Consider the following 20,257-nt stretch of genomic DNA (forward strand, 5'->3'; position numbering starts at 1 on the left):
GGGGCAGGGCCGGCCGGTTCAGGGCCGCTCGGTGGTGCCGGTGGGTGCGAGGGGCTCGGTCGGCCTGGTCGGTTCGGTGGTGTCATCGGGTCCGACGGGCCCGGCCGGTTCGGTGGGGGCAGGGGTTCGGTCGCCTCAGCCGGCGAAGGGGTAGTCGCGCAGTGACTGCTGGAAGGCCTTGCGGGCGATCGGGACGTACCCCGAGGACGCGGCGGCGGTGGACAGGGCCATGGTCACCGGCAGGGGGCCGGGCGGGGAGGGAAGGGTGAGCCTGGCAGCCTTGGGCAGGCCCCAGAGCTCGTCGCCGTTGGCGACGAGGCACGCCACGCCCAGGCCGGCCTTGGCGGCCGCGCGCAGTCCGACGAGTTCGGCGCCCTCGTAGCCGACACGCCACGGGACGGCCGACTCGTCGAGCGCCTCCACGATGCGGCCGCGCAGCGTGCACGGCTCGGTGAAGAGCGTGAGCGGGAGCGCGGCGCCCTCACCGTGGGCCGGGCGCCCGAACCAGTCCATCCGCATGTGGCCGAGCTCCTGGCTGGTGGCGCCGCTCCGGTGCGGTCTCGTCTGCAGGAGCAGCGCGAGATCCAGCTGGCCGGTGCTCACCCGGCTCTCCAGGGATTCGCTCAATCCCGTCTGGACGCTGACCTGGGTGTGCGGCATGCCCTTGGTGAGCAGCCGCAGGATCTCGGGAAGCGCCTCCGCGAGCTGGTTGACGATCCCGATGGACAGCCGCTGGTTTCCCGGAGGGGGGATGAAACGGCCCACCGCCTCGTCGTTGAGTGCGACGAGACGGCGGGCGTAGCCGAGGAGCTCCTCGCCCTGCGGGCTGAGCATCAGTTTCCTGCCGGTCGAGGTGAATATGGGGCCCTTGATGAGGCCGCTGAGCTGGCGAATTTGCTGGCTGATGGCGGGCTGCGTTATGTGCAGGGCCTCGGCGGCCCTTCGGAAACCGCCGACATCGACTACGGTGACCAGCGCTCTCAGCCGATTTATTTGCAGGTCGTGGTACATTTTTCCTCTTAAGCTAACCTAGTAGGAAAGTGTCAAGCCATTTGGTTGGCATGGCTCTTGAGGCAAGAGGTCGCTCGTTTTCCGGATATGCGCGGCCGTGCCCTAGTAGGGCAGGTAGACCCCGCTGGGAGTGCGGGTGTCGATGGTGTGGCGAGAGTCGGCCGCGCGCTTCTTTTTCTGCCGGGGGACCCGGATGAGCTTTTTCTGCGGCCGGCGGATTTGCTTCTGCTCCATGATCTCCTCCAGTCTCCTGGTCCGGATGCGGTCAGCGTAGACCGGCGGGAGCGGGAAGTCCTACACACGGCGCCACGAGTGCGATGTGAGACTTTCACGTTCGTTTGGTGACGTGAAAACTGTTCCCCTCTCCAGGTCGAGCGCACAATTCCCTTATTCGAACTCACGCAGATCGAGGAGACCGCGATGGCGACCATGAACGCTTCCCTGGCCGACCGGGTGAATGAGCAGGACCTGAGCTTCACCGAGTTCCTCATGAGGACCTGGACCGGGTCCGAGAACGCCGGCGGGCACGCCGGTGACCTCGGAGGCACCGCGTTCGCGGGGTTCGGCGTCCTCCTCGGCGGCGAGGAGACGGCCGGGCCGCGTACGGGGATCGTGGAGCGCGCGCTCCTGGAAGACCTCGTCATCGAGGACCTCGACCACCCCGCTCCCGTCGTTGCCGCTTGGACCTACTGCGGATGAACCACTTCACTGAGAACGGGGCGAACTCACCGCTGATCGGATTCAAGCGCCACCTGCGGGCGGTGACGGTTCCGGGGGAGGCGGTCTATCTCACCTCGGCACGGGGGACGGTCGCCCTGTCCGGTGAGCAGATTCAGACGCTCGCGCCGCTACTGGACGGTAATCACAGCCTGGCCGAGGTGCGCAGGCGGGTGGCGCCCGGGATCCCGGCCGCGCAGCTCGGCCGGCTCCTCGGCCGGCTGGCGGAGGCGAATCTCGTCGGGCCTCGCCGCCCGGAGCCCTCCCCGAGGGCCGACGCCGCCGCCGAGGCGTACTGGGACCTCGGGCGGCTGGACGCGGACCGGGCCGCGTCGGGGCTGGCGGAGTCGTCCGCCCACCTCGTCTCCCTGGGGGGAGTCGACACCAGGCCCACGGCCGAGGCGCTGCGGTCGATGGACGTCACCGTCGAGGAGGACGGTGACGGGTCCGCGACCCTGTTCCTCGTGCTCTGCGACGACTATCTCGACCCTGAGCTCGAACGGTTCAACGAACGGAGACTGGCGGACGGGCGGCCCTGGCTGCTCGTCAAGCCGGTCGGCGCCGACCTGTGGATCGGCCCGATCTTCCGCCCGAGGGAGGGACCCTGCCTGTCCTGCCTGACCACGCGGTTGCGTGCGCACCGGCGCGGGGAGACACGGCTGCGGAGCACGCCGGAGACGGGGGCCGTCAGGCCGCCCGAGGCGTCGCTGCCCCTCACCCGCGCCCTCGGGGCACGGTTCGCGGCGCTGGAGGCGGTCAAGTGGCTGGCCGGATCGCGCGACGAGCACCAGGACACGGTGTGGACGCTGGACACCTTCTCACTGCAGGGGGTGCGGCACCCCGTGGAGAGGCGCCCGCAGTGCTCTTCCTGCGGAGACCCCGGGCTGGTCGCGGAACGCGTCGGCAGGCCCGTCGCCGTCGCGTCCAGGAGTAAGGCGGCGGTGGGCGGCAACGGGCATCGCGCGCTGGAGACCGAACTGGTCTGGGAACGCTACCGCCATCTGGCCGACCCCCTCACCGGGATCACGGACGTGATCCAGCGCGACCCGCGCAGCCCCTCCTTCCTGCACTGCTACCTTTCCGGGCCGAACCTCGCCCTCACCGACGACAGTCTCTCCGCGATGAGGGCCGGCCTGCGCCGGCAGAGCGGGGGCAAGGGGAGCACCGACCTCGAGGCGAGGGTGGGCGCGCTCTGCGAGGCGGTGGAGAGACACTGCGGATCGCGGCACGGGGACGAGCCGACGGTGCGCGGCAGCCTCCGCGGCCTGGGTGAGCGGGCCGTGCGCCCCGACGAGTGCCAGCACTTCCACCGGCGCCAGTTCGAGGACCGGCACCGCTGGAACGCCGAGAGTTCGGCTTTCCAGCACATCCCCGAGCCGTTCGACGACGAGGAGGTCGTCGACTGGACCCCGGTGTGGTCGCTCACCGAGAAGCGGCAGCGCCTGCTCCCCACCGACCTGCTCTACTTCACCAGGGGCGGTCATCCTTCGCTGCGCGCGACCTCCAACGGGAACGCCGCGGGCTCCAGCGTGGAGGACGCGATCGTCCAGGGGTTCCTCGAACTGGTCGAGCGCGACGCGGTGGCCATCTGGTGGTACAACCGCACGCGTCAGCCCGCCGTGGACCTCGACTCGTTCGGCGACCCGTGGATCGCCGACCTGCGCTCGCGCTACGAGGGCATCGGCAGGGAGTTCTGGGTCCTCGACGTCACCTCGGATCTGGGCATCCCCGTGATGGCGGCGATCTCGCGGCGCGTCGACAAGCCGGCCGAGGACATCATGCTCGGGTTCGGTGCCCACTTCGACCCCCGGATCGCCGCGCGGCGCGCGCTGACCGAACTCGGGCAACTGCTTCCTGCCGTCGCCGGGGCACGCGCCGACGGGACGGGATACGGTGAGACAGATCATCACATCCAGGACTGGTGGCTCAGGGCGACGACGGAGAACCAGCCCTATCTGCGTCCGGGCGGGGATCGGGGGCCGCGGGCGCTGAGTGACTACGCCTACATTCCCCGAGATGACCTGCGGGAGGACGTCGAGCACATCGTCACACTGGCCGGGCGGGCGGGCCTGGAGGTTCTCGTCCTCGACCAGACGCGTCCCGACATCGGGATGCCGGTCGTCAAGGTGGTCGTCCCCGGTCTACGGCATTTCTGGGCGAGGTTCGGCCCCGGGCGGTTGTACGACGTCCCCGTCCGGCTCGGACGTCTTGACAGGGCGACGGCGTACGAGGATCTCAACCCGATTCCCCTGTTCATGTAGCCATTTTCCCGTCCCAACACGGATCAGGAGTCAACAGGATGGTCGGCGGCCAAGGCAATGATGCCGGTTCGCTCCAGATATTTCCCCAGTGGTCGTTCCGGGAGGACGTCTACATCGAACCGGAGCCGCACAGCGGAAGCGTGGTGGTGCACAGCCGCTGGGAGGACGTGATCCTGCCGTCCCCCGGACCCGCCGTGCTGGAGGCGATGCGCCGGATGAGCCTGGGGCCCATCCTGCTCGACAACGTCATCCGCGAGGAGGACGAACGGCGGGAGCTGGAGGCGATCCTCGACGGTCTCCAGCACATGGTGGTGCGCTCCTTCGGCTTCGATCCCGAGCAGCCGACGCTGTCGGTGATCCCGCTCACCCAGCGGGCGCGGTTCCGGCTGCCGGCGGTCCCTCTGCTCCACCCGATCCGCCTGTCGAGGTTCGCGCTGATCAGAACCGACGGCAACAACTACCACGTCGAGTCGCCGCTCTCGCTGCACCGCGTCATCCTGCACCGGCCCGACGCGATGGCCGGTGTCGGGTCGCTGATCCGCCCGGTCGCCCCCTCGGCGATCGGGCCGGAGTCCTGGCCCGTGGTCGCCTACCTGATGGCGGCGGGGATGGTGGTGCAGGCCGTGGAGGAGGACCCCTTCCAGCCGATGGTGTTCGAGGAGGACGTCGACCCCGCCCTCGTCGCCTGGACTCCCGTCGATCTCATGTTCCACACCCGTTCCACCCTCGGCAGGCACGATCACGACTTCGGGGCGACGTACCCGATGGGGGATCAGTGGAGCGTCGAGCCCGTCGTGAAGCCGGGGCCTCCGGAGGTCCCCGTCGGCGCGGAGCCGGCTCCCGTCGCGCTGCCCCGGCCGAAGTGGGGTGAGCTGCTCGCGGCGGATCCGCCGCTCACCGCGGTCGTCGAGGCGAGCAGGCACACCCGGCACTACGGCGAGCGGCAGCTGACGGCCGGTGAGCTGGGGGAGTTGCTGTACAGGACGGCCCGGGTCCGCTCGCTGGTCGGCTCGCCCGACGAGTCCTCGACGACCGCGACGAGCGATCGCCCCTACCCGAGCAGCGGGAGCTCTTATGAGCTTGAGCTCTACGCCACGGTGGACAGGTGTGCCGACGTGCCCCGGGGCATCTACCACTACGATCCGCTGCGGCACCGGCTGGAGCCGATCGGGTTCGACCCGGCGGACGTGGACGAGTTGCTGGAGACGGGCAAGGTGGCGGCGAACCTGGACGCGACGCCGCCCGTACTGATCACCATCACCGCGCGGTTCCGCAGGCTGTCGAGGAAGTACAACGGGCTGAGTTACTCGCTGGTCCTCAAGAACGTCGGGGCGCTGACGCAGACGCTCTCCCTGGTCTGCACGGCGATGGGGCTGGCGGCGTGCAGGCTGGACAGCGGCGACATCGAGGTGACGGGACGCGTCTTCGGCCTCGACTGGCGCGTCGAGTCGAGTGTCGGCGGGTTCGTCGTCGGCCACCGTCTCGTTCCCGAGCCGAGTCGGCTTTCCGGGCGATACGCGGCGAATGATGCCGAATGGGTTGTTCAGGCGAGGGCGGCACTCTCGTAATCCGATAGTTCGCCTTTCCCGTCGTTTCGCGGAGGGGATGAGGGCACGCACGGCGAGAGTCCGGTGAGCACCGCCCTCTCGCCGGACGTGCTTGAATCATGCGGTACGGCGACAACGCATGGTTTTCCACTGCTAGTCCCTGTCGATTCACCCAGAGCTACGCAAATAGGTCTATCTAAGCTTATTTAGCTGATATAGATTGCTTCAGGGTCTCGGGATGAGTGGGGACGGGAAACCGGTCGGGCTTCGAAGGAGACGATCGATGACGGTTGACGCCGACTCCCCGCAGGGCTGGCGCGGACTCGCCAGGTCGCTGCCCGGTTCATCTCGGAGAACCCGGAGAAAGCGGCACAGGGAGGGCGGACTCGCCGCCCCCAGGGTGGCACGCGCGATCATCGTCGCCGTTCTGTACGGCTACGTGTTCAACGCACTGATGTTCGTATGGGGAAGTGGCCTGCCGAGCACCGAACTGTCGGGCTTCGCCGGCTGTCTGCTGGCCGCGCTTTTCCTGCAACTTTCACATTCGACACAGGAGGCTCTGAGCTGGCCCGTACCGCTCCGTGTTCTCACACTTTCGGTACAGGCCATTGTTACTTTTCTGCCTTTCACATGGGTCGGCCCGCAGGCGGGATCCATCGCGGGATTTCTCGCCGGGTCCATGCTGCTGGTGGTGGCGGGGCCGTGGCGCTGGGGACTCTTCTTCGCCGTCGCGGCCGGTGTCGGCGTGCTGCTCGCGCTCAGGGAACAGCACCTGATGGTGGTGGACGTCGTCTACAGCGTGTACTTCACCCTGCTCACCGGGCTGATGGTGTACGGGGTCAGCTCGCTGGCGTCCCTGGTGCGGGCGGTCCACGCGGCGCAGGGGGAGTTCGCGCGGATGGCGGTGGCGCGGGAACGGCTGCGGGTGGCGCGGGATCTGCACGACCTGCTGGGCTACAACGTCTCGGCGATGACACTGAAGAGCGAACTGGCCTACCGGCTGCTGCCGGGGGCGGCCGAGCGGGCGCGCAGCGAACTCCGCGACGTCCTGGTGGTCGCCCGCCGCGCGCTGGCGGAGGTACGGGTGGTCGCGGGCGGGTATCTGCCCATGTCGCTGACGGCGGAGGCGGAGTCGGCGAAGGCGATGCTTTCGGTCGCCGAGATGCGGGCCCGGGTGAACGTTTCACAGGAGGGCCTGCCGGAGGCGCTGGACACGGTGCTGGCGATCGTGCTGCGGGAGGCGGTCACCAACGTGCTGCGGCACAGCAAGGCGCAGCACTGTGAGATCGAGGCGTCTGTGGAGAAGGGCCGGGCGCGGCTTCGGGTCTGCAACGACGGGGTCGAGCCGGAGCTGGGGGCGCGTTCGTTCGAGGCCGGTACCGAGCCGAGGGCACGTTCGTTCGAGGCCGGTACGGGGCTGGGGAATCTCAAGGGCCGGCTGGAGGCGGCGGGCGGACGACTGTCGGTCACGGTCGACGACGAGTGGTTCCGGCTGACCGCAGAGGCCCCCGTGGCGCCGGTCACCGCGAGGGCCGCGGTTTCCCAGGCACCGGGGATGTCCGGCACGCCGCAGGGCGAGTCCGCGCGACCGGACGCGCGGGATGACGGGCCACCGGGCAGGGGCCCGGCGCGGGCGTGGCATCTGCGGGTGGCCCGCTTCATCGCCGTGCTGGTGCTGTCGGGGTACGGCCTGCTCATCGTGGTCAACGTGCTGGCGCGGCCGACGAGCCCGCTCGAACTGGCGGGATTCACCGCCTGTGTCGCCGTGCTGGTCGGCGTGCAGATCGTCGACTCCCTGGGGGAGCCGCGTTCGTGGCCGGCGTGGCTCAGGAGGGCGACCCTGGTGGTGCAGACCGTCGCCACGCTCCTGCCGCTGCTGTGGATCGGCGCGCCGTGGGGTTCGATGGGCGGCTTCCTCGCGGGGGCGGTGCTGCTGATGGTGGCGAGCTTCTGGCGGTGGGTGCTGTACGCGGCGATCGGCGCCGGCGTGCTGCTGCTGTCCGTGCTGCAGGGCGACACGGTGGAGTGGACCGCGTACCTGGTGATCTCCACGCTGCTGACCGGCCTGGTGGTCTTCGGCATCGGCTCGCTGTCGGACCTGGTGGCGCGGGTGGACCGGGCGCGAAGGGAACTGGCGTGGATGGCGGTGACCCAGGAGCGGCTGCGGGTGGCGCGGGATCTGCACGACCTGCTGGGTAACGACCTCTCGGTGATGATCGCCAAGAGCGAGCTGGCGTACCGGCTGCTGCCGGGGTCGGCGGAGCGGGCGAAGTGCGAGGTGGCGGAGGTGCTGGAGATCGCGCGGCGGGCGGTCGCGGATGTCCGGGCGGTGGCCGGTGGATACCGGCACATGTCGTTCGGCGCGGAGTCGGACCTGTTGGTCTCCACACTCGCCGCCGCCGGAATCGACGTCGAGGTGAGGATCCCCGAGGACGTGGCCCCGGGGAATCTGGACGCGGTGCTCGCGGTCGTTTTGCGGGAGGCGGCCACGAACGTGCTGCGGCACAGCAGGGCGCGGCACTGCGTGGTCGAGATGGCCGTGGACGAGGCCGGGACGCGGCTGTGCGTGACCAACGACGGGGTGCCGCCGGGGACGCTTCCCGACGTCCGCGACGGCTCCGGGCTGGGGGACCTCACGGAGCGGCTGCGTGCCGTCGGCGGGCGGCTGACGGCCGAGGTCGTCGACGGCACGTTCCGGCTGGTCGTCGTCTTCCGTGCGGAGAAGCCGAGGGACATGCCCGGAGGCGTGCGGGAGGACGGGTCCGATGCCCTGTCCGGGGACATGCCGAGGGATGTGGAGGGAACGGACGGCGACGGGGGGTGATTCGGCCGGATCGTTCTGACTGACAAGTCAGAGTAAGCAGCTGTCAGATTCCGCTGGCATTGCCAAACGTAATTGACTGGGTACTATTCGGATCAAGATCGGTGGATCCAGTAAGCTTGATCGAACAGTGGTGAGGCGTACATGGAGGGGAGTCGCCTCGCGAGGTCGATCGAGAGACTGGTCACCGAGCCCCCCGTGACGACGATCGCGGGATCACCCGCGAGATCGAGAGCCCCTGTCGCGTCCGGGTGTCGTTTCTCGCCCTGAAGCCGAAGTCCGGACAGGAGTGCCGCTGTGCTGAAGATCCTCCTCGCCGAGGACGTACCGATGGTGCGCGGAGCGCTGGCGGCCCTCCTCGACATCGAGCCCGACCTCACGGTGGTGGCCCAGGTGGGCAGCGGGGACAGGATCGTGCCCACCGCGCTCGAGACGCGCCCCGATGTCGCGATCATCGATGTCGACCTGCCCGTGCTCGACGGTCTCTCCGCGGCGGAGGAGCTGCACGCGAAGCTGCCCACCTGCCGGACGCTGATCCTGACCGGCCTTGGAAGGCCCGGCACCCTTCGCCGCGCCCTGTCGGTCTCGGTCTCCGGCTTCCTGCTCAAGGACACGCCCTCGGAACGCCTCGCCCAGGCGGTCCGCGAGGTGGCCGCGGGGCGTCGCATCGTCGACCCGCAGCTCGCGCTGACCGCGTGGGACGTCGGGGAGAACCCGCTGTCCGGACGTGAGGTCCAGGTCCTGAGGCTGGCCGCGGGCGGCGCCGAGCCGCCGGAGATCGCGGCCATCATGCACGTGTCCGTCGGGACCGTGCGCAACTATCTCACCAAGACGGTCACCAAGCTGAACGCGAGGAACCGGGTGGACGCCATCCGTATCGCCACCGAGGCCGGCTGGATCTGACCGGCCTCCGACCGGCCGGGGTCGGGACCGTGCGCGACCATCTCGGCAAGACGGTCACCAAGCCGAACGCGGGGAACCGGGTGGACGCCGTCCGTCGGCTGGATCTGACCGGCCTCTGACCGATCAGGGCCGGCTGGGTCTGAACCGGCCGCGACCTCGCGTTTCTCCGGTCCTCCCGCCCTTTTCCCGGTCGACTGCCCGGTCGCTGTTTCGTCTCTCCCGTTTTCTTCCTCGCCATTCCGTCTTCGCATCCTGAAAAGCATGTCTTATCGCGGGCCCATTGTCCTGATTTTGTTACCAGCTTAGCGTAATTGCTGGTAACAAAAAGAGCCGGCTTCCCACGGCCAGGAAAGGATGCCCGCAGATGAGTTCCAACAGGTGGCTGCACTACTTCGAGACGCAGGTTCCCCTCTCAGAGGAGCCGCCGAGGGTCGCGGCCAGGCTCGCCGCCTCCGGCCCGTACGCGGAGTACGTCGTGTACGAGAGCGGCGGCAAATGGTCCTACGCGGCAGGCGCGCGGGCCGAGGTCACGCTGGACCGCACCGGTGCCCGGCTGACCCAGGAGAACGAGCCCGACGTCGTCCTGCCCTGGAGCGACCGGCCGCTGCACCAGGTGGCCCGGCTGCTCGACATCGTGAAGGTCCCCGCCTGGCGCGCCTACGGCTGGGCGACCTTCGAGCTCTCCTACGCCAAGGACGGCAGGCTCGACCACGTCGGCGACAACCGGCTGCTGCACCTCGTGGTGCCGAAGGCCGAGGTCCGCATCGAGGACGGCCACGCCCACCTGCGCGCCGCCGACCAGGAGACGCTGACCGCGCTGCTGGAGACGATCTCCGGCCCCGCGGTCACCTCCGAGGCGCAGCCGAAGCCGCTGGACGTGCGCGAACGCGGCGAGGACGCGTACCGGACGGCGGTGCGGCTCGCGGTCGAGGAGATCAACCGGGGCGACCTGCACAAGGTCATCCTGTCGCGGGTCGTCGACGTCGACGAGGACATCGACCTGATCGCCACCTACCTCGCGGGACGCCGGGGCAACAACCCCGCGCGGTCGTTCCTGCTCAACCTCGGTGGCGTGGAGACGACGGGGTTCAGCCCGGAGATCGTGGTCAAGGTGTCCGCGGACGGCCGCGTGGTGAGCCAGCCGCTCGCCGGGACGAGGGCGCTCACCTCCGACCTGCTGGAGAACGAGAGCCTGCGCGCCGACCTGCTCGCCTCCGCCAAGGAGATCTACGAGCACGCCATCTCGGTGAAGGTCGGCACCGACGAGCTCGTCGACGTCTGCGTGCCCGGCTCGGTCGAGGTGCCGGAGTTCATGGCGATCCGCGAACGCGGCAGCGTCCAGCACCTCGCCTCCCAGGTGTCCGGCAAGCTCGCCCCCGGCCTTCGGGCGTGGGACGCCTTCGGCGCGGTCTTCCCCGCCGTGACCGCGTCCGGCGTGCCCAAGGAGGCCGCGTACACCACGATCCGCAGGCACGAGCCCGAGTCGCGGGGTCTGTACAGCGGGGCCGTGCTCACCGTCGACCACAACGGCGAGATGGACGCGGCGCTCGTGCTGCGCAGCGCCTACCGCCAGAACGGCCGCACCTGGCTGCGCGCCGGGGCCGGCATCGTCGGGCAGTCCACTCCCGAGCGGGAGTTCGAGGAGACCTGCGAGAAGCTCGACAGCGTGGCGCGCTACCTGGTTCCCGCCGGCGGGAGAGGCGCCCTGGCGGCCGACTTCGCCGCCTCCGCCGGCCTGGACGCGGGCCTGGTCCCCGCCGCAGGGGGAGGCGTCCTGGCTGACGACTCCGCCGACCTGCTCTCCGCCGTGGGGGGAAGCGCGCGATGAGGGTCGACGACATCTACCTCGCGGGGGTGGGCACGTACCTGCCCCCCGTGGTGACCACCGAGCACGCGGTCGGAAGGTCCTGGTACGACCGGGCCGACCGCGAGGCCTCCGGGATGGAGGCCGTGATGGTGGCCGGCGAGACGCCGGCACCGGAGATGGCGGCCCGCGCGGCCCAGGTCGCGCTGCGCCGCTCGGGCCACGGCCCCGACGACTTCGGCGCGCTGCTGCACAGCGACAGTTACCACCAAGGGCCGGACGGTTGGTCGGCGCCGCACTACGTGCTGCGCAGGACGCTGGACCGGCCGATCACCGCCCTGGAGATCCGGCAGGGCTGCCTCGGCATGATCGCGAGCCTTGAGATGGCCGCGCACCGGCTCATCGCCGACCGTGGCAGGGACCGCAAGGACGCGGTGCTGCTGACCGCGGGCGACAACTTCTCGGCCCCGGGGGTGGACCGGTGGCGGGCCTCCAGGATGTTCCTGCTCGCGGACGGCGGCGCCGCCGCGGTGGTCTCGCGGCGCGGGGGCTTCGCCAGGGTGCTCGCCTTCGGGACGGTCTCCAACCCCGGGATGGAGGAACTGCACCGGGGCGGGGAGGTCATCTTCCCGCCCGGCGTCACGATCGGCCGCTCGCTGAACTTCGAGGAGCGCAGCGACTACTGGCGCAGGCAGTGGGCGGCGGGCATCGCACCCCCCATGGGGCACTTCGGCGAGTGCGTCGCCGAGGCGGCCGACCGGGCGCTGGAGGAGGCCGGGATCTCCATGGAGAAGGTCACCCGCGTCTGCCACACCGCCTTCGCGCGGAACTCCCTGGAGGCGATGTTCCTCGACCCCCTGGAGATCGACGCGGACCGGGGCCTGTGGGACTTCACCCGGAGGATCGGGCACGCCGGCGCCGCCGACCCGTTCATCGGCCTGGAGCACCTGTGGACGAGCGGACAGGTCGTCCCCGGAGACCACGTGCTGCTCATCGGCAGCGCCCCCGGCATGGAGGCCGGATGCGTGGTCCTGGAAATCATCGCCCCGTACGAGCCCGGCGACCGCGGGTCTGAGAGCGACGAGGCAGCGAGCCGTGGAGCCGAGAGCCACGAGCTCCAGAACGACGACCACGAGCCCGAGGACCAGGAGATCCAGCACGACGACCACAGACGCCCGGGGCACGAGCCGCGAGACGGCGACCAAGGGCCCGAGAACCGCGAGCCGGAGAACGGAGGCCGGTAGATGCTTGACGGATGCACACCGTGGCCCGAGGAGTTCGCCACCCTTTACCGGAGTGAGGGCCTCTGGCGCGGAGAGCGCCTCGGCGACCTCCCGCGGACCTGGGCCCGCACCTTCGGAGACCGTACGGCACTGGTCGCCGGAGATCTGCGCCTGTCCTACCGGGACCTGGAGAACCGGATCGACCGGATGGCGGCGGGATTCCACCGCCTCGGGGTCGAGCCCGGCGACCGGATCGTCCTGCAACTGCCCAACGTGCCCGAGTTCGTCATCGTGGCCTTCGCGCTCTTCAGGGCGGGCGCCAAACCCGTCTTCTCTCTCGCGTCGCACCGGGCGAACGAGATCAGGCACCTGTGCGAGCTGTCCGGCGCGTCCGGATACGTCGTCCCCGGCGTCTATCGCGGGTTCGACCACACCGCGCTCGCCCTGCGGATGGCCGACGAGGTGGCGAGCCTGCGCCAGATCTTCGTCCTGAACGCGGAAAACGGCGAGGAGAGCGACGCGGGGAGCGGCGCCGAGACCGGCACGGCCGGTGCGACGGTGATCCCGCTCGCGCGGGTGGACGCCGACCCGGTCCCGCTTCCCGGCAGCGACCCCTCGGACGTGGCGTTCTTCCTGCTCTCCGGCGGGACGACCGCGCTGCCCAAGCTGATCCCGCGTACGCACGACGACTACGTCTACCAGACAGGAGCGGTGGCCGAAGTCTGCGAGCTCGGCGCGGACGACGTCTACCTGGCGGCGCTGCCGGTGGAGTTCAACTTCACCTGGGGTTGCCCGGGGGTCGTCGGCACGCTCGGCCAGGGCGGCACGGTCGTGCTCGTCGAGACCCCGGTCGCCGAGGACTGCTTCCGCGCGATCGAGCGGGAGCGGGTCACCGTCACCTCGGTCGTCCCCACCGTGGCGCAGCTCTGGCTGGAGGAGGCGGCGTGGGGGGAGGCGGACCTGTCCAGCCTGCGCGTGCTGCAGATCGGCGGGGCGAGGCTCCAGCCGGAACTGGCCGCGCGGATCGAGCCCGAGCTGGGCTGCCGCCTCCAGCAGGTGTTCGGCATGGCCGAGGGACTGCTCTCCATGTCCAGGAAGGGCGACGACCCCGAGTCCGTCGTACAGACCCAGGGGCGGCCGATCTCACCGGCCGACGAGGTGCGGATCGTCGACGAGCACGACGCCGAGGTGCCCCCGGGCGTCACCGGCGAGCTGCTCACCCGCGGCCCGTACACCCTGCGCGGCTACTACCGCGCCGAGGAGCACAACCGGCGGGCCTTCACCGAGGACGGCTTCTACCGCACCGGCGACCTGGCCAGCCTCACCCCCGAGGGGAACCTCGTCATCGAGGGGCGGCTGAAGGACGTCGTGATCCGCGGCGGAGACAAGATCTCGGCCGGAGAGGTGGAGGGTCATCTGCTCACCCACCCCTCGGTCGCGAGGGCGGCGGTCGTACCGGTGCCCGACGAGTTCCTCGGCGAGCGGATCTACGCGTTCGTCGTCCACCGGGGCGAGAAGCCGGCGCTGGCCGAGCTGAAGCGGGCGCTGCACGAGCGCGGGCTGGCGGAGTTCAAGCTGCCGGACCGGGTGGAGTTCGTCGAGGACTTCCCGCTCACCCCGCTCGGCAAGATCGACAAGAAGGTGCTCGCCGCCGCGGCGAAGGACCCGGCCCTGTCCCGCGACTGGGCGCCCGCGCCGTCCACCCCCGACCCCCGGGACATCCCCGACCACGAGAAGACCCTCGTGCGTCCGCTCGCACGTCAGGAAAGGTGAACCAGACATGCAACGCGACATCTCGGCACCGCCCACGACCGACGACCTGCGGCGGGCCATCGCGACGATCGTCGGGACCGAACCCGGCGAGATCACCGGCGACGCCAATCTCGTCTACCTCGGACTGGGATCCCTGGAGATGATGCGGCTCGTCACCCGGTGGCGCCGGCAGGGCATCGCCGTGGAGTTCGGCGAGCTCGCCGCCGAGCCGACCGTCGACGCCTGGCAGAGGCACCTGCGCGCGGCCTGGGAGGCCGGGCAGGTGAAGACGAAAGAGGCCGCCCGATGAGCGCGCTGCTGATCAGGGGCGGCTGCCTCTACCCGGCCGACGCCGAGGCGAGCGTCGTCCCCGACGGCTCCGTGCTCGTCGAGGGCGAGCGGATCGTCGCCGCGGGGAGCACCGAGGAGGTCGAGGCCGCGCTGGAGCCCCGGCACCGCGAGAACCTGCGCACGATCGACGCCAGGGGGAAGATGATCCTGCCCGGCTTCGTCAACGCGCACTGGCACGACCTGTTCGCGATGCGGTTCCCCTTCAAGGGCGCGCTGCGACCCGCCGCCGACCGCGACGACAAGCCCGTGTTCATGGCGCTGGGCGGCGACCTCCGGCAGATCTCGATGGTCTTCGACTCCTTCCACGACCAGATCGACCGGCTCACCCCCGAGGAGGCCGAGGCGATCGCCCGCTACTCGATGTGGACCCAGCTGCGCTCCGGCGCGACCACCCTCGGGGACGTGGGCTCGTTCAACCGGCCGGAGGCACTCGCCTCGGCCGCCCGCCACCTCGGCATGCGATGCTCGGTCAGCACCTGGGCGAGCGACGCGGTGTGCGCCCCCGGCGAGTCGCGGTTCCGCAGGACCCGCGACGCCGACGTGGTGCTGCGGCGGATCGAGGACCTGCTGCGCGCCTGCGAGCAGGACACGAGCGGGCTGGTACGGGCGAGGCCGACCTCGGTCTACGGGGTCACCATGACCGACGAGCTCGGCGCCGGTCTCGCCGAACTCGTCGCCAGGTACGACGTGCCGTTCGCGACGCACGTCGGCGCGCTGCGCAACGAGGCCGAGGTGATGCGGAGCTACTACGGCACGACCCCGGTCCGCAGGTTCGCCGACCTCGGCCTGCTCTCCGACCGGTTCATGGCGGTGCACTGCGCGTTCGCCGACGAGGACGAGCGCAAGATGCTCGTCGCGGCGAACGCGCACATCAGCCACTCGCCGGCGAAGTACGGCCCCGCCGGGGAGTCCTCGCTCACCGAGACCCGGGTGATCCCGGAGTTCCGGCGCGCCGGGCTGGACGTCTCGCTCTCCACCGACGGCGCCGCGCTGCCGATCGGCGGCATGGCCGAGGCGATGCGGGTCACCTGGCAGATCTACAACGAGATGTACGCCGACCCGACCGAGGTGCTTCCGACCGACGCGCTGGCGATGGCCACCCGGATAGCGGCCCAGGGGCTGGACTGGGCGGGGGAGATCGGCAGCGTGGAGGCCGGCAAGCAGGCCGACCTGCTGCTCGTCCCCGCCGACGACTGGCGCTACCTGCTCAATCCACGCCCGCTGGAGAGCTTCCTCGCCCTCGGCGGCTCGGCGGACGTGGACACCGTGATCGTCGCGGGCCGGACCCTGGTGGAGGGCGGCAGGGCCACCGGCCTCGACGAGGACGAACTCGAAGCCGACTACCTTGAGGCACTCGGAACCTTCTCTGTGCGCTGTCTCGGTGTCGATCCCGACCTGGTCGCCACGCTCACCCGTGCGGCACGAAGATGAGGAGGCACGACCGATGCGCGATAAAACAGCTCTGGTCACCGGGGCGGCAGGCGGTATCGGCGAGGCGGTGGTGCGGGCGCTGGCCGCCGAGGGCATCGCCGTCGCGGCGATGGACGCGAACGCCGAGGCACTGAACACGCTCGTCAAGGAACTCGCCGAGGCCGGGCACCGCGTCCAGGGCTTCGTCGCGGACGTCGCCTCCAGCGCCGAGGTGGACGCCATGGTGGAGCGGGCGGAACGCGACCTGGGACCGATCGACTACCTGGTCAACGCCGCCGGAGTGCTGCGCGTCGGCGCGGGGGCCTCGCTCAGCGACGACGACTGGGACACCACGTTCGCGGTCAACGCGACCGGCGTGTTCCACGTCAGCAGGGCGGTGGCGAACCGGATGATCCCCCGGGGTTCCGGGGCGATCGTCACGCTGGCCTCCAACGCGGCGAGGACCCCACGCTGGAACATGGCCGCCTACGCGGCGTCCAAGGCGGCGGCGAGCAGCTTCACCAAGTGCCTGGGGCTGGAACTCGCCAAACACGGGATCCGGTGCAACGTCGTCGCCCCCGGCTCCACCGACACACCGATGCTGACCTCGCTGTGGAACGGAGACGACGCGCTGCGGATCTCCATCGAGGGCGCGCCGGAGACCTTCCGGGTCGGCATCCCGATGGGACGGCTGGCGCGACCCGCCGACGTCGCCGACGCGGTGCTCTTCCTGCTCTCCGACCGCGCCGCGCACATCACCCTGCAGGACCTCACGGTCGACGGCGGCGCCGCCCTCGGCAACTGAGCACGACCCCGGCCCGCCGAGGCCGGAACCCGGTGGGAACGACTTCGGTCCGTCCAGGCGAATCCGATGAGCACGACCCCGGCCCGCTCGGGCGAACCCGATGAGCACGACCCCGGCCCACCGAGGCCGGAACCCGGTACTTCACGAAGAACGGAGGCACACCATGGCGATCCCGGCGATCGACTCCTATCCCATGCCGACCGAGGACGAACTGCCTGAGAACATCGCGCGCTGGACCGTCGATCCCGATCGCGCGGTGCTGCTCGTCCACGACATGCAGAACTACTTCCTGAGCCCGTTCCCGCGCGGCCAGGCCCCTACGACCGACCTGGTGGAGAACGTCGTGGCCCTGCGGACGCGCTTCGCCGCGCTCGGCGCGCCGGTCGTCTACACCGCGCAGCCGGGAGGGATGACCGACGAGCAGCGCGGCCTGCTCAAGGACTTCTGGGGCTCGGGAATGAGCGCCGACCCCGAGCACCGGATGATCCTGGACCGGGTGGCCCCCGCCGGACCCGACGTCGTGCTCACCAAGTGGCGGCCCAGCGCGTTCTGCCGCACCGGCCTGCTCGACCTGTTGCGCGAGCGGGGGCGCGACCAGTTGGTGATCTGCGGGGTGTACGCCCACGTCGGAATCCTGATGACCGCTCACGAGGGTTTCTCCCAGGACATCCAGACCTTCGTGGTGGCGGACGCGGTGGCCGACTTCTCGCGGGAGTACCACCGGCAGGCGCTGGACTACGCGGCGTCGCGATGCTCGGTGACGCTGTCCACCCGGTCCGCGCTGGCGATGCTGGACGAGGCGGTCGCGGACAAGGTGGCGTTGAACGAGGTGGCGTTGCACGAGGCGGCCCTGGAAGGAGCGGGACGGTGACCGGGCCGGCGACCGGCACGGGGACCGTTCCGCCCTCCCGGACAGGGGCCGCACCGACGACCCGGACGGAGGCCGGAGTGATGACCGGAACGACAGCCGACGCGAGGAACGAGACGACCCTGCTCGACCGGATCCTCGGTCCGGACGCACCCCCGTTCGCCCTGCTGCACCGTCCCGGCTCGACCGGCGCGGACCGGCTCGACCTGCTCGTCGGGGAGACCACCGAGGTGAGCCGCATCGCGGACATCCCGCTTCCCCCCGAGAACGCCGACGACGACGCCCGGGGCGCCGGTGCCCGGCACGAGGTGCTCGCGATGCTGCCGTACCGGCAGATCGGCGAGCGCGGGTACGCGTTCCCCGACGACGAGGCCCCGCTGCTCGCGATGACCGTCGTCGACCAGGCCGTACTGCCGATGAGCGAGATCCTCGACCGGCTCCCCGACGGGCCGATCGAGCTGGGCGAGGGAGACTTCGACTCCGACGACGAGGAGTACGCGGCCACCGTGCGCCGGGTGCTGTCGGAGGAGATCGGCCGGGGGACCGGCGCGAACTTCGTCATCAAGCGGTCGTTCTCCGCCGAGATCACCAACTGGTCGACCCGCACGGCGCTCGCGTTCTTCCGGCGGCTGGTCGGCAGGGACCCCGGCTGTCACTGGACCTTCGTGATCCACACCGGCGGGCGTACCTTCGTGGGCGCCTCGCCGGAGCGGCACATCACCCTCGACGCGGGCACCGTGGTGATGAATCCGATCAGCGGCACCTACCGGTATCCCGCGGACGGCCCCGAGGTGTGCGGGGTGCTCGGCTTCCTGTCCGACAGCAAGGAGGCGAACGAGCTCTACATGGTGCTCGACGAGGAGCTGAAGATGATGGGCCGGGTGTGCGACCTCGGTGGCCGCACGGTGGGTCCGTACCTCAAGCAGATGGCGCGCCTGGCGCACACCGAGTATCTGATCGAGGGGCGCAGCTCGCTGGACGTGCGGGACATCCTGCGCGAGACCATGTTCGCGCCCACGGTCACGGGCGGCCCGCTGGAGAGCGCCTGCCGGGTGATCAGCCGCTACGAGCCGGAGGGCCGGGACTACTACGCGGGCATGGTCGCGCTGATCGGCCGGGACGAGACCGGCGCGCGGGCGCTGGACTCCGCGATCGTCATCCGTACCGCCGACATCGACGCGTCGGGCCGGATGCGGATCTCCGTCGGCGCCACGCTGGTCCGCGACTCCGACCCGGCCTCCGAGGCGGAGGAGACCCGGACGAAGGCGGCAGGGCTGCTGGAGGCGCTGCGCCACGCGCCGGGCGGCGGCATCGGCGCCTCCGCCCCGGTGGTGGACATGAGCGTCCACCCGAAGGTGCGGCGGGCGCTGATCGAGCGGAACGCGCCGCTCGCCGGGTTCTGGTTCGAGGGACCGGACAGCAGGAGGCACCTGGTGCCGAGACTGGTCGGCCGCAGGGTGCTGGTGATCGACGCCGAGGACACCTTCACCGCGATGGCGAGGCACCAGCTCGCCGCGCTGGGGTGCGAGGTCAGCGTGCGCCGGTTCGACGAGGACTACCGGCTGGAGGAGCACGATCTGGTCATCGTCGGCCCCGGTCCGGGGGACCCCAGGGACCACGCCGATCCCAAGATCGCTCATCTCAGGGAGACGACGCTGCGCCTCCTTGAGCTGGGCATCCCCTTCATGTCGGTCTGCCTCGGCCACCAGGTGCTCAGCACGCTGCTCGGGCTGGAGATCAGGCGGAATCCGTTCCCCAACCAGGGGGTGCAGCGGAAGATCGAGTTCATGGGGCGGACGGAGCTGGTGGGCTTCTACAACACCTTCGCGGCCCGCAGCTCCGCCGACCGGTTCCCCTGCCTGGAGCGCGAGGGCACGGTGGAGGTGTTCAGGGAGGCGTCGAGCGACGAGGTCCACGCGTTGCGCGGCCCCGGCTTCGTCTCGGTGCAGTTCCACCCCGCGTCGGTGCTCACCAGGAACGGCGTGGAGATCCTCGGCGAGGTCCTCAGCGACCTGCTGGTGCACGCCGAGCGTCCCGTCCCGGCCGGGGCGGGAGTCTCCCGGTGAGTTCTCGCCCGTGCGGGTCCCGGCTCCTGCGATGAGCCCTCGTCCCGTACGGGCTCTCCCGTTTCGTCGGGGTCTTCCGGTGGGTTCTCGCCCGTGCGGGTCCCGCTCCTGCGGTGAATCCTTGTCCCGTACGGGCTCTCCCGGTGAGCTCCCGTCCCGTGCGGGTCGGGGCTCTCCCGGCGAGCGTGCCAGCGAGACGGAACGGCGGAAACGGTCAGGGGCGGGGGAGGGCCTCGATGGTCTCCATGTGCGACTCGCCCCAGTCGCCGAGCGGGATGAGCGCGGTGTTCAGCGAGTGGCCGAACTCGGTGAGCGAGTACTCCACCTTCGGCGGAACCTGGTGGTATACCTCCCGGTGCACCAGGCCGTACGACTCCATCTCCCGCAGCTGCTGGATCAGCATCTTCTCGCTGATGCCCGACACGCTTCGCCTCAGCTCTCCGAACCGGAGCGGGTTGTGGTGGAGGGCCCACAGGATCAGCGCCTTCCATTTGCCACCCACGACGTCGATGGCGGCGTCGAGCCCGCACGAATAGGTCTGTTTCTTCATCCCACTCTCCATACTTACAAAAAGGTTAGTACCTGACAAAATAGTAGGTACTTGAGGAAGTTTCAGCGGCGCGACAGCATCGAAACGTCCCAGCCCCGGGGTCACAACGAAAATCCGGGCCTGGGACCTTCGCATGCCGACACCGTATGAAACAGGGGGATAAATGAA

General features: G+C 70.2%; 16 protein-coding genes. 13 read left to right on the top strand and 3 right to left on the bottom strand.

Going from position 1 to position 20,257, the window contains the following annotated elements; translation table 11 throughout:
• Positions 1 to 135 precede the first annotated feature (135 nt).
• Positions 136 to 1,011, bottom strand: a complete 876-nt coding sequence (locus ACFY3V_RS09495) for a LysR substrate-binding domain-containing protein (RefSeq protein WP_350945190.1) — start codon at positions 1,009 to 1,011, stop codon at positions 136 to 138.
• A 102-nt stretch (positions 1,012 to 1,113) separates the two neighbouring features.
• Positions 1,114 to 1,245, bottom strand: coding sequence for a hypothetical protein (locus ACFY3V_RS09500; RefSeq protein ID WP_350945191.1), 132 nt, complete (start codon positions 1,243 to 1,245; stop codon positions 1,114 to 1,116).
• A gap of 186 nt (positions 1,246 to 1,431) precedes the next feature.
• Between ACFY3V_RS09500 and ACFY3V_RS09505 the strand changes: the two genes are divergently transcribed.
• The 13 genes from ACFY3V_RS09505 to ACFY3V_RS09565 all read left to right on the top strand — a co-directional run bounded on the left by ACFY3V_RS09505 (position 1,432) and on the right by ACFY3V_RS09565 (position 19,539).
• The gene (locus tag ACFY3V_RS09505; RefSeq protein ID WP_350945192.1) at positions 1,432 to 1,710 is read left to right on the top strand and encodes a hypothetical protein; all 279 of its coding nucleotides are present in this window, start codon (positions 1,432 to 1,434) and stop codon (positions 1,708 to 1,710) included.
• Positions 1,707 to 3,989: a TOMM precursor leader peptide-binding protein gene (locus ACFY3V_RS09510; RefSeq protein WP_350945193.1), complete on the top strand. Its 2,283-nt coding sequence runs from the start codon at positions 1,707 to 1,709 to the stop codon at positions 3,987 to 3,989. The genes ACFY3V_RS09505 and ACFY3V_RS09510 overlap by 4 nt, the downstream gene beginning before the upstream one ends.
• Before the next feature lie 38 nt (positions 3,990 to 4,027).
• A complete protein-coding gene (locus tag ACFY3V_RS09515; protein WP_350945194.1) occupies positions 4,028 to 5,557 on the top strand; it encodes a SagB family peptide dehydrogenase in 1,530 nt (509 codons plus the stop codon).
• A 262-nt stretch (positions 5,558 to 5,819) separates the two neighbouring features.
• Positions 5,820 to 8,360: a sensor histidine kinase gene (locus ACFY3V_RS09520; RefSeq protein ID WP_389771753.1), complete on the top strand. Its 2,541-nt coding sequence runs from the start codon at positions 5,820 to 5,822 to the stop codon at positions 8,358 to 8,360.
• Positions 8,361 to 8,654: 294 nt separating this feature from the next.
• The gene (locus ACFY3V_RS09525) at positions 8,655 to 9,260 is read left to right on the top strand and encodes a response regulator transcription factor (RefSeq protein WP_350945196.1); all 606 of its coding nucleotides are present in this window, start codon (positions 8,655 to 8,657) and stop codon (positions 9,258 to 9,260) included.
• Between the two features lie 364 nt (positions 9,261 to 9,624).
• Positions 9,625 to 11,088, top strand: coding sequence for a salicylate synthase (locus ACFY3V_RS09530; RefSeq protein ID WP_389771756.1), 1,464 nt, complete (start codon positions 9,625 to 9,627; stop codon positions 11,086 to 11,088).
• Complete coding sequence (locus tag ACFY3V_RS09535; protein WP_389771759.1) at positions 11,085 to 12,308, top strand: ketoacyl-ACP synthase III family protein; 1,224 nt, start codon at positions 11,085 to 11,087, stop codon at positions 12,306 to 12,308. Before ACFY3V_RS09530 ends, ACFY3V_RS09535 begins: the two co-directional genes overlap by 4 nt.
• A complete protein-coding gene (locus ACFY3V_RS09540) occupies positions 12,309 to 14,060 on the top strand; it encodes a (2,3-dihydroxybenzoyl)adenylate synthase (RefSeq protein ID WP_389771762.1) in 1,752 nt (583 codons plus the stop codon).
• A 7-nt stretch (positions 14,061 to 14,067) separates the two neighbouring features.
• Complete coding sequence (locus ACFY3V_RS09545) at positions 14,068 to 14,349, top strand: phosphopantetheine-binding protein (protein ID WP_350945200.1); 282 nt, start codon at positions 14,068 to 14,070, stop codon at positions 14,347 to 14,349.
• The gene (locus tag ACFY3V_RS09550; protein WP_350945201.1) at positions 14,346 to 15,821 is read left to right on the top strand and encodes an amidohydrolase family protein; all 1,476 of its coding nucleotides are present in this window, start codon (positions 14,346 to 14,348) and stop codon (positions 15,819 to 15,821) included. The genes ACFY3V_RS09545 and ACFY3V_RS09550 overlap by 4 nt, the downstream gene beginning before the upstream one ends.
• Before the next feature lie 13 nt (positions 15,822 to 15,834).
• Entirely contained in the window at positions 15,835 to 16,605 is a 771-nt protein-coding gene (locus ACFY3V_RS09555; RefSeq protein ID WP_362901844.1) for a 2,3-dihydro-2,3-dihydroxybenzoate dehydrogenase, read from the top strand.
• Between the two features lie 163 nt (positions 16,606 to 16,768).
• Positions 16,769 to 17,476, top strand: coding sequence for an isochorismatase family protein (locus tag ACFY3V_RS09560; protein ID WP_362901846.1), 708 nt, complete (start codon positions 16,769 to 16,771; stop codon positions 17,474 to 17,476).
• A gap of 80 nt (positions 17,477 to 17,556) precedes the next feature.
• Complete coding sequence (locus ACFY3V_RS09565) at positions 17,557 to 19,539, top strand: anthranilate synthase family protein (protein WP_389771768.1); 1,983 nt, start codon at positions 17,557 to 17,559, stop codon at positions 19,537 to 19,539.
• A 214-nt stretch (positions 19,540 to 19,753) separates the two neighbouring features.
• Here ACFY3V_RS09565 and ACFY3V_RS09570 read toward each other — a convergent pair whose 3' ends face one another.
• Positions 19,754 to 20,089: a helix-turn-helix domain-containing protein gene (locus ACFY3V_RS09570; protein WP_362926149.1), complete on the bottom strand. Its 336-nt coding sequence runs from the start codon at positions 20,087 to 20,089 to the stop codon at positions 19,754 to 19,756.
• Between the last annotated feature and the right edge of the window lie 168 nt (positions 20,090 to 20,257).

The sequence above is a fragment of the Streptosporangium sp. NPDC000095 genome (assembly GCF_042899335.1).
Classification (GTDB): domain Bacteria; phylum Actinomycetota; class Actinomycetes; order Streptosporangiales; family Streptosporangiaceae; genus Streptosporangium.

Excerpts from the sequence above, each read along its gene's own strand:
- ACFY3V_RS09495 (WP_350945190.1), bottom strand. The coding sequence starts at position 1,011 with ATGTACCACGACCTGCAAATAAATCGGCTGAGAGCGCTGGTCACCGTA.
- ACFY3V_RS09500 (WP_350945191.1), bottom strand. The coding sequence starts at position 1,245 with ATGGAGCAGAAGCAAATCCGCCGGCCGCAGAAAAAGCTCATCCGGGTC.
- ACFY3V_RS09505 (WP_350945192.1), top strand. The coding sequence starts at position 1,432 with ATGGCGACCATGAACGCTTCCCTGGCCGACCGGGTGAATGAGCAGGAC.
- ACFY3V_RS09510 (WP_350945193.1), top strand. The coding sequence starts at position 1,707 with ATGAACCACTTCACTGAGAACGGGGCGAACTCACCGCTGATCGGATTC.
- ACFY3V_RS09515 (WP_350945194.1), top strand. The coding sequence starts at position 4,028 with ATGGTCGGCGGCCAAGGCAATGATGCCGGTTCGCTCCAGATATTTCCC.
- ACFY3V_RS09520 (WP_389771753.1), top strand. The coding sequence starts at position 5,820 with ATGACGGTTGACGCCGACTCCCCGCAGGGCTGGCGCGGACTCGCCAGG.
- ACFY3V_RS09530 (WP_389771756.1), top strand. The coding sequence starts at position 9,625 with ATGAGTTCCAACAGGTGGCTGCACTACTTCGAGACGCAGGTTCCCCTC.
- ACFY3V_RS09535 (WP_389771759.1), top strand. The coding sequence starts at position 11,085 with ATGAGGGTCGACGACATCTACCTCGCGGGGGTGGGCACGTACCTGCCC.
- ACFY3V_RS09540 (WP_389771762.1), top strand. The coding sequence starts at position 12,309 with ATGCTTGACGGATGCACACCGTGGCCCGAGGAGTTCGCCACCCTTTAC.
- ACFY3V_RS09545 (WP_350945200.1), top strand. The coding sequence starts at position 14,068 with ATGCAACGCGACATCTCGGCACCGCCCACGACCGACGACCTGCGGCGG.
- ACFY3V_RS09550 (WP_350945201.1), top strand. The coding sequence starts at position 14,346 with ATGAGCGCGCTGCTGATCAGGGGCGGCTGCCTCTACCCGGCCGACGCC.
- ACFY3V_RS09555 (WP_362901844.1), top strand. The coding sequence starts at position 15,835 with ATGCGCGATAAAACAGCTCTGGTCACCGGGGCGGCAGGCGGTATCGGC.
- ACFY3V_RS09560 (WP_362901846.1), top strand. The coding sequence starts at position 16,769 with ATGGCGATCCCGGCGATCGACTCCTATCCCATGCCGACCGAGGACGAA.
- ACFY3V_RS09565 (WP_389771768.1), top strand. The coding sequence starts at position 17,557 with ATGACCGGAACGACAGCCGACGCGAGGAACGAGACGACCCTGCTCGAC.
- ACFY3V_RS09570 (WP_362926149.1), bottom strand. The coding sequence starts at position 20,089 with ATGAAGAAACAGACCTATTCGTGCGGGCTCGACGCCGCCATCGACGTC.